Annotated in this window: 7 protein-coding genes; 5 read left to right on the forward strand and 2 right to left on the reverse strand. The window is 44.1% G+C overall.

Features of this window, described 5'->3' with window-relative positions:
• From LC574_RS19005 to LC574_RS19015, 3 genes are all read left to right on the forward strand, one after another.
• On the forward strand, nucleotides 1-382 hold a 382-nt coding region (locus LC574_RS19005; RefSeq protein ID WP_229454949.1), incomplete at its 5' end, for a sigma-70 family RNA polymerase sigma factor.
• Nucleotides 366-1,613, forward strand: coding sequence for a DUF1822 family protein (locus LC574_RS19010; protein WP_229454950.1), 1,248 nt, complete (start codon nucleotides 366-368; stop codon nucleotides 1,611-1,613). The genes LC574_RS19005 and LC574_RS19010, both read left to right, overlap by 17 nt.
• A gap of 522 nt (nucleotides 1,614-2,135) precedes the next feature.
• On the forward strand, nucleotides 2,136-2,354 hold the full coding sequence (locus LC574_RS19015; protein WP_012407469.1) for a DUF4327 family protein: 219 nt from the start codon (nucleotides 2,136-2,138) through the stop codon (nucleotides 2,352-2,354).
• Nucleotides 2,355-2,443: 89 nt separating this feature from the next.
• Here LC574_RS19015 and LC574_RS19020 read toward each other — a convergent pair whose 3' ends face one another.
• Together LC574_RS19020 and LC574_RS19025 are read right to left on the reverse strand one after the other, a co-directional pair.
• Entirely contained in the window at nucleotides 2,444-3,715 is a 1,272-nt protein-coding gene (locus LC574_RS19020; RefSeq protein ID WP_229454951.1) for a protein kinase, read from the reverse strand.
• A 133-nt stretch (nucleotides 3,716-3,848) separates the two neighbouring features.
• A complete protein-coding gene (locus LC574_RS19025) occupies nucleotides 3,849-5,843 on the reverse strand; it encodes a serine/threonine phosphatase (RefSeq protein WP_229454952.1) in 1,995 nt (664 codons plus the stop codon).
• Between the two features lie 341 nt (nucleotides 5,844-6,184).
• On the opposite strand from LC574_RS19025, the gene LC574_RS19030 reads away from it, so the two are divergent.
• Together LC574_RS19030 and LC574_RS19035 are read left to right on the forward strand one after the other, a co-directional pair.
• Nucleotides 6,185-6,337: a hypothetical protein gene (locus tag LC574_RS19030; RefSeq protein WP_229454953.1), complete on the forward strand. Its 153-nt coding sequence runs from the start codon at nucleotides 6,185-6,187 to the stop codon at nucleotides 6,335-6,337.
• A gap of 167 nt (nucleotides 6,338-6,504) precedes the next feature.
• The coding region (locus LC574_RS19035) for an aminotransferase class I/II-fold pyridoxal phosphate-dependent enzyme (protein WP_229454954.1) at nucleotides 6,505-6,970 on the forward strand (466 nt) is incomplete at its 3' end.

Genomic DNA, 6,970 nt, shown 5'->3' on the forward strand with positions numbered 1-6,970 from the left:
AACTTTTGATTTGCCAGATCCATTATCTGACTCATTAATCGCTCAGATGATAGCCCAAGAGGATGCCCAAAACCAACAAAATCAAGAATCTAAGATTGAGGCTGTTTTGTTAAAAACTTTACAAACTTTTGAGGCAAAAAGCCAGGAAATACTTAAACTTTACTACCAACAGGGGTTGACTCAGCCACAGATTGTAGAACGCCTACAAATGAGTCAGCCTACTGTTTCTCGCCGACTGCTCAAAGCTAGAGAATTAATGCTAGCAGCGTTGATCCAATGGAGTCAAGATACGCTTAATATTTCTGTGACTTCCAACCTAGTTAATGATATGAGTAGTGCTTTGGAAGAATGGTTGAAAGTTAAATATGGGGAATCTAGCTGACGTTACGAAAGATGAGGTAGTAAAAATGACTGTTGCTTTTACAGAACCGCAGGAACTATTGTTAGAAATATCACCATCATTACAGGCAAGTTCTTGGCAAGAAAGCCAAATGTACACCACACCTAGCAGTCGCTGGCGTGCTTACATGAATCAAATTTGCCTTCATGGGTTTTTGAATTGGGTAAAAGCTGAATATGTTCCAGAAGCAAGTATCTGGCACAGTTCCCCTGGTTTTCCTGCTTTTTGGGAATTTGTCAATGGCACAGCAATTTTGTTAAAGGAAAAGCGAGTCGTTTTAATTCCCAGCGAGGCAATTGATGGTAGTGAGTTAGAAGTTCCTCAAGAATGGGTAGACATTCCCAGTTGGGCAGCAGACTATTATTTAGCAGTGCAAGTCACACCAGATGGGGAGTGGGTAAGAATTTGGGGCTACATAACCCATACTGAACTTAAATCACTGGCAGACTATGACCAAGTAGATAGGACTTATTGTATAGATGCACGGCACTTAATTAAAGACCTGAATGCTTTTTGGATGACCTACCAATTTTGTGGAATAGAGGAGATGAAAGCTGCGATCGCTCCACTACCAGAATTATCGACTGTTCAAGTAGAAAATCTTGTGCAACGTTTAAGTAATTATTCTGTAACATTTCCTAGACTTGCAGTGCCATTTACAACCTGGGGAGTGCTACTAGAGAATGAGCAGTGGCGGCAGCGTTTGTACCAAGAAAGGCTGCGATATCTACGACGGGCTGCGCCTACGGAATTTTCACAAGTACAAGTGAATCTCAGTCGTTGGCTGGAGCAGATTTACGATGCTTCTTGGCAAGCTATAGAAACTTTTTTTGAGCCAAACTCCAGTAGCCTAGCTTTTAATTTCCGCACTTCTTCCGGGTTAAATGCTGCCGCTATCAAACGCGCCAAGCTGATTGACTTGGGAATAGAAATAGAGGCTCAAAAAGTTATTTTATTAGTTGCCTTAATTCCAGAAGCTAACCAACAAGTTAGTATTCGCGTGCAGCTACATCCAGCTTGTAATCAACCTTACCTACCTGCTAATATCAAGCTAGTTTTACTTTCAGATCAAGGGGAAGTACTTCAACAAGTACAAGCAAGAATTCAAGATATTTATGTGCAGTTAAAACTCTTTGATGGAGAAGTGGGAGAATGTTTTAGCATCCAGGTTGCTCTTGATAGTTGCCAGGTTACAGAAAGTTTTGTGATTTAGTTATTAAGAGCCAGACTGAACAGGTTTTCTAATAGCCGCACACAGCCGAGTTGAATTAACATTCATTAGTAAGCAAGCTAATCACGCACGAATGGCAAAGTCCACTTAACTTATGAGTAAGCTAGTTGTCTTCAGCTTTTTGGGAGGAGATTTAAATCAAGGATTTCCTGTTGCACTCTAGTGGTTAAAGGTTACAAGGAAAAAGAAGACGACCAAAGGTTAAAGGGAAAAGGGGAAACAAAAGCATCCTTTACCCCTTCATCCCTTAATTCTTATCCCCTGAACCTTTGCCCAGCTTCTGCAAAAAGTTTAAGGATTGCTTGGTGAATTTAGAGTTTTGTGGTGGTAATTACCGTACAAAAGCGAATTTACCAGTAATTTAGTAGAGTTTGTTATGGTATACTTAAAAAGTTAAGACTAGCTTTACCAAAATTACACCACTCTACGATCCGGCAACAATTGCAGAATGGAAAGCAGTTTTAATTAAATATTTACCAACAAAATCTGAATTCAATCGAGGTTATGACTCAGCAAGTGATTCACCCAATGGTGAAATTGCAGCGCAACGTGCAATCACTCATAGAATCGAACATTATCAAGCCAAGCGATAGCATCTGGAAAATCGCTTTGCTCTACGGTAATGAATGGCAGCACTGGAAACAGGAACTGCTTGACTTTGGCTTTAGTATGCAAGACCCAGTTAGTGAATTGCTAGCTGTGGAAACTTGGGATGAGGAATAGGGAGTAGAGAATAGGGAATAGGGAATAGGGAATAGGGAATAGGAATTTTTATTAATATTCACCACTCCCTACTCCCCACTCCCCACTCCCTAAACTTGGCAAGCAGCTAAGGCCGCAGCTAATTCCTTTGCAGTCTGGTAGCGATCGCGTGGCAATGGTTCTGTAACGCGATCGATCACATCTCTTAATTGGGAACTAATGGTGGGAATTTTTGCCACATCAAACCTGAAGTTTCGCCCTCGTTGGCGGTAATACTTGAAAGGGTTTTCGCCTGTGAGCAGAAAAATCAGCGTTGGCCCAATTGCATACAAATCTGATTGAGTCAAAGGTTGTCCTCGTTCTTGTTCAGGAGCGCAGTAACCTTCTGCACCAATACGAGTACCGGGCGCTGTGCCAATTTCCTTAACTGCGCCAAAATCTAGCACCACTATGCGATTTACTGAACTTCGCACCATTAAGTTGGCGGGTTTAATATCGCGGTGAATCAGTGGCGGCTCTTGGCTATGAAGATAGTCTAAGATATCGCAGGTTTGAATCATCCAAGCGATGGCTTGGGTTGGCGTAACTGGGCCAGTAGTATAGACACGTCTCTCTAAATCTTGTCCGTGAATTAATTCCATTGCCAAGTATTTTTTTCCGCCTTCTACAAAGAAGTCGTAATACTTGGGAATCCCCGGATGGTTAAGGGATTTGAGAGTATACGCCTCCCGCTCAAATAATTCTTGAGCTTTGGCAATTTTTACCATATCAGCATTCATTTGCTTCAACACCAGCAGTTGTGGCATACCCGCAATCTGACCAGTCGCATCCCAAGCGAGATAAGTAGTACCCATACCTCCTTGTCCGAGAGTTCGCAACACCTGATAATGGCGAATTTTCTGTTGTACTGAGAGAGGTTGGCCGCAGTGGATGCAAAACAGATTGTTTGGGGAATTGCCTTCATGGGTGCAAGTGTATCTACCTTGGGCTGAGTAGAGTGTTGCAACGGCGTTTTCTTCTGTTTCTTGCATAAGTTGCGATCGCACACCAGTTTCCACTACTGTTACATCCTGAATTTGGAATTGCAGTATTGGGCCTCCCTGTGCCAGTTGCAACAGGGAATTATCTGGTAACGGACTCTGAATTACAAGGACACCGTTGAGGAAAGTCCCATTAGTACCCTGACTAATCAGCCGCCAACCACCGCCATTGTCAGCAGAATCTACTTGTCTCAGTTCTAGATGATGCCGCGAAACTAAACTATCAGTTAAAACAACATGATTATCTGCCGCTCGACCAATCCGAATTATGGAAGAGTTCTCAAAGCACCACTGCTGGAGGGGCGTTTTCTGTTGCGGTTCTAACAGAGTCAGACTAACCACAATACAACCTACAAGTTAAGAGGGAGTGGGGAGTGGGGAGTAGGGAGTAGGGATTATGGAAGTAGGGATTAGGTATTAGGAAAATTATTTCCCAGTCCTCATGCCCCATTCCCCATTCCCCATTCCCCATTTTTTAACTTTCCAAATTTGGGCGTACTTTTGCCCGGACAATTATACCAGTAATATTGTCGTGACCATTGTGTTGGTTCGCCAAATCAATTAAGTCTGTAACGCCCCGTTCTAAGTTAGCGCCAGAACTCAGTAACGGTTCTAAGTGAGTCTGCCAATGGGTTTCTATTAAATCATTATCTGATAGACCGTCCGATGCCAACACCAGAAGAGTATCTTCATTGATTTCAAAAAAGCCCACATCGGGATTAATCGAGTTTTTGTCACGAGGCCCCAGAGCTTGGGTGAGTTGGTAGGCATCCGGGCGGGCGTAAGCTATGCTTGCTTCCACTCCGCGTGTAATTTCCCGTTGCCCAACTTCGTGATCTACTGTGACTTGTTCTAGTCCCCGCTTGCGCGTCAGGCGATAGAGACGGCTATCTCCCACATGAGCAACTGCTGCTTGAGTATCTTGAATTAAGAGCATTACCAGAGTTGTACCCATGCGCCCAACTCCAGAACGGGCATCTTGTTGATTGAGCTTATAAATCGCCTCATTAGCTAAAAACACTGCCTCACGAATGCTATCTTCTGTTGGCAGTTGGTTAGTAATCCAGTGTTCTTGAAAGTATTGCTGTAGGGTGTTGACTCCTAACTCACTGGCTATTTCGCCGCCAGCGTGTCCACCCATACCATCACAGAGAATATACAAACCATGCCCTTCCATGACTCGACTTTTGGGCGACTCCAGCTTTTGAATTTTAGTTTCAATGCCAAAGTAGTCTTCATTATGATGACGTTGACGCCCTACATCTGTGCGTCCTGCATCTTCTAAGCTACTTAACTGCATCGCCAGCACAACAGTTGGCATATCATCAATTTTGCTTTCTGATTTTTCTGGCTCATCTGATTGCAAGATAATGGGCACAGCAGTATTTTTCTCCTTTATTGGGGGTAAAGTTGCGCTTGGTAATGCTTCTAGTTCAATAGAGATTTCCTCCAAACGCGATCGCAATTGTGCGATCGTCTGAACCTTACCTACCTCTAAATCCCCCAACATCTGGACTACAGAGCCAAATTGAGTGCGTTGAGACTGCCTAAATAGCGCTTGCCAAACCCGCCCCAAAGCTTGAATGGTTAACGGTTGCTCTGGAACAGCAGATGTTTCGGTTTCGGCATCTTCTGGCGACTCGGTGACAAACCCAGAATTGAATGATTCCACATACAACCTTTGTAGCGCCAGCGTTTGGTCTTCATCCAATCGCAAATTCGACAAATCTAAAAGGCTTTGACGACAACCTACTGGTTCCAATAATGCCCAAAGTTGGGTCATTTCATAACACCAGTGTAAAATTTTTAACGAACTCGTTGTTTCTTCTTGCCATAAATCGAGTAAAAGCTGCCAATGTGAGCGGTCTTCGATTATGACTATCTGCATATTTCCCTGCTGCCATGCATTGTGAATCGGCGGTATCCCCGGCTGACCTTGGTATTGTAATGCAGTATAAAGTTTAGCAAGGTGAGGAATTCTACTTGCTTCCACTGAGGGCGTTAGCAAATCCGATTGTTGACTTGCTAGTATTGCCTCAATCGGTGATATTTGATACGGTTGGCAGTCTAGAACTCTTACACCTACATCAGTAATGGTGGCAGCTTCCGTTTGGGCAGGTAACGCATCTAACAATTGATAGCGCTCTTGGGAGTCTAAATAGGAGCCTAATGCAATCTGAGAACTAGCGGATAGAGGAGATAAAGAAAATATTGCTCCCTCATCTCCCTCATCTCCCTTTTCTGCCACATCCTCCTCTACTCCCAAAGCTTTCGCAGTCGTTTCCTTAGCAATAATTGCCCAAAACACTGTTCCACATTCCGTGCCACAGTTATGACAACGTAGTGCATTCACAGGTACATCATCGGTACTGCATTCAGGACAGACCTTGTGGGTCAGGGACGTGCCACAGCTTTGACAGAATTTATTGCTATTGGGGTTTTCAAATTTACACTGAGGGCAAATCAGCATAGTGGAAGTTCCTTTATTCCCGTTCCAAGGTGCTTCTAGCCACTAAGATCCAAGGTGCCACAATTGGCTGTCCCTGACTACAGTAGACCTACAAGAGATTGTAGTTTATCAATGAATTTTGGTGGCAGTATTAATTGTGACGCATATCAGATAAATATTTAATATATTGGCAGTCAATTGCTTAGAAATGGGGAATGGGGCATTGGGCATGGGGCATCAAGAATGGGGAAGATGAGGGGGATGAGGAAGAAGCAAGGGAGCTCTTAGCTGGGAGTAGGGGGAGATGAGGGGGACAAGGGAGAATTATTGAACAAGTTTTTTCCTTGTCTCCCCCCTCTTCCTTGTCTTATCCTAATGCCCAATGCCCAATGCCCAATGCCCAATGCCCAATGCCCAATGCCTGTAGTAATTCCCTTCTATCAGTCAATATTCACGATACTTGTCATCATGTTATAAGGAAGAATACATCCGTCAGCAGCCAGAATCCACCATGAATTCTGGTTGCTGACGAAAGTTTAATACCTCACTCTCTTGAAAAGTGATGCTCCTGCAAACGTTCGTTCCGACGCTGCGCTAACAGCTCGAAGGCTTCCTCGATCTGGCTTTTCGCTAATTGCCTTCTTGTGTGTTCTCTATTCTGACTTTCAATTTTGAACTTCTTATGGCTGCCACTACCCCTGCTTACCGAATTGCTGATTTGTTCGCCGAACGAGCTAGAAACATCGCACCACCAACCTACAGTACAGAGTTAACCAAAATCGCCACTGTCAGCTTTACCTACGGTCTAGCTGACCCAATTCTCTTTCCTCACGCTCACTTGGCTGCTGCAAGTGCCACTGTGCTGGCAGAAGAGGCTCCGATCGCTCTCAAGTACGGCCCACCTTCATCTCAACTATACGAGCAAATTATCCTCCGCTTGCAGGCTAAAGGAATCACTACTGATCGCGATCGCCTGATCGTTGGCTATGGTTCTGGTCAGATTCTAGGCTTGCTACCAGATGTGTTTGTCGAACCTGGTGATGTGGTAATTGTGGAAGGCCCAACCTTCCTGGGAGCAGTTGTTAGATTTGTCCACGCTGGCGCACGTATAATTACTATTCCTATGGATGAGTTGGGGATGGATGTAG

The organism is Nostoc sp. CHAB 5715, assembly GCF_020829685.1.
In the GTDB taxonomy this organism is placed as follows: domain Bacteria; phylum Cyanobacteriota; class Cyanobacteriia; order Cyanobacteriales; family Nostocaceae; genus Nostoc.

Excerpts from the sequence above, each read along its gene's own strand:
- LC574_RS19010 (WP_229454950.1), top strand. The coding sequence starts at position 366 with ATGGGGAATCTAGCTGACGTTACGAAAGATGAGGTAGTAAAAATGACT.
- LC574_RS19015 (WP_012407469.1), top strand. The coding sequence starts at position 2,136 with ATGACTCAGCAAGTGATTCACCCAATGGTGAAATTGCAGCGCAACGTG.
- LC574_RS19025 (WP_229454952.1), bottom strand. The coding sequence starts at position 5,843 with ATGCTGATTTGCCCTCAGTGTAAATTTGAAAACCCCAATAGCAATAAA.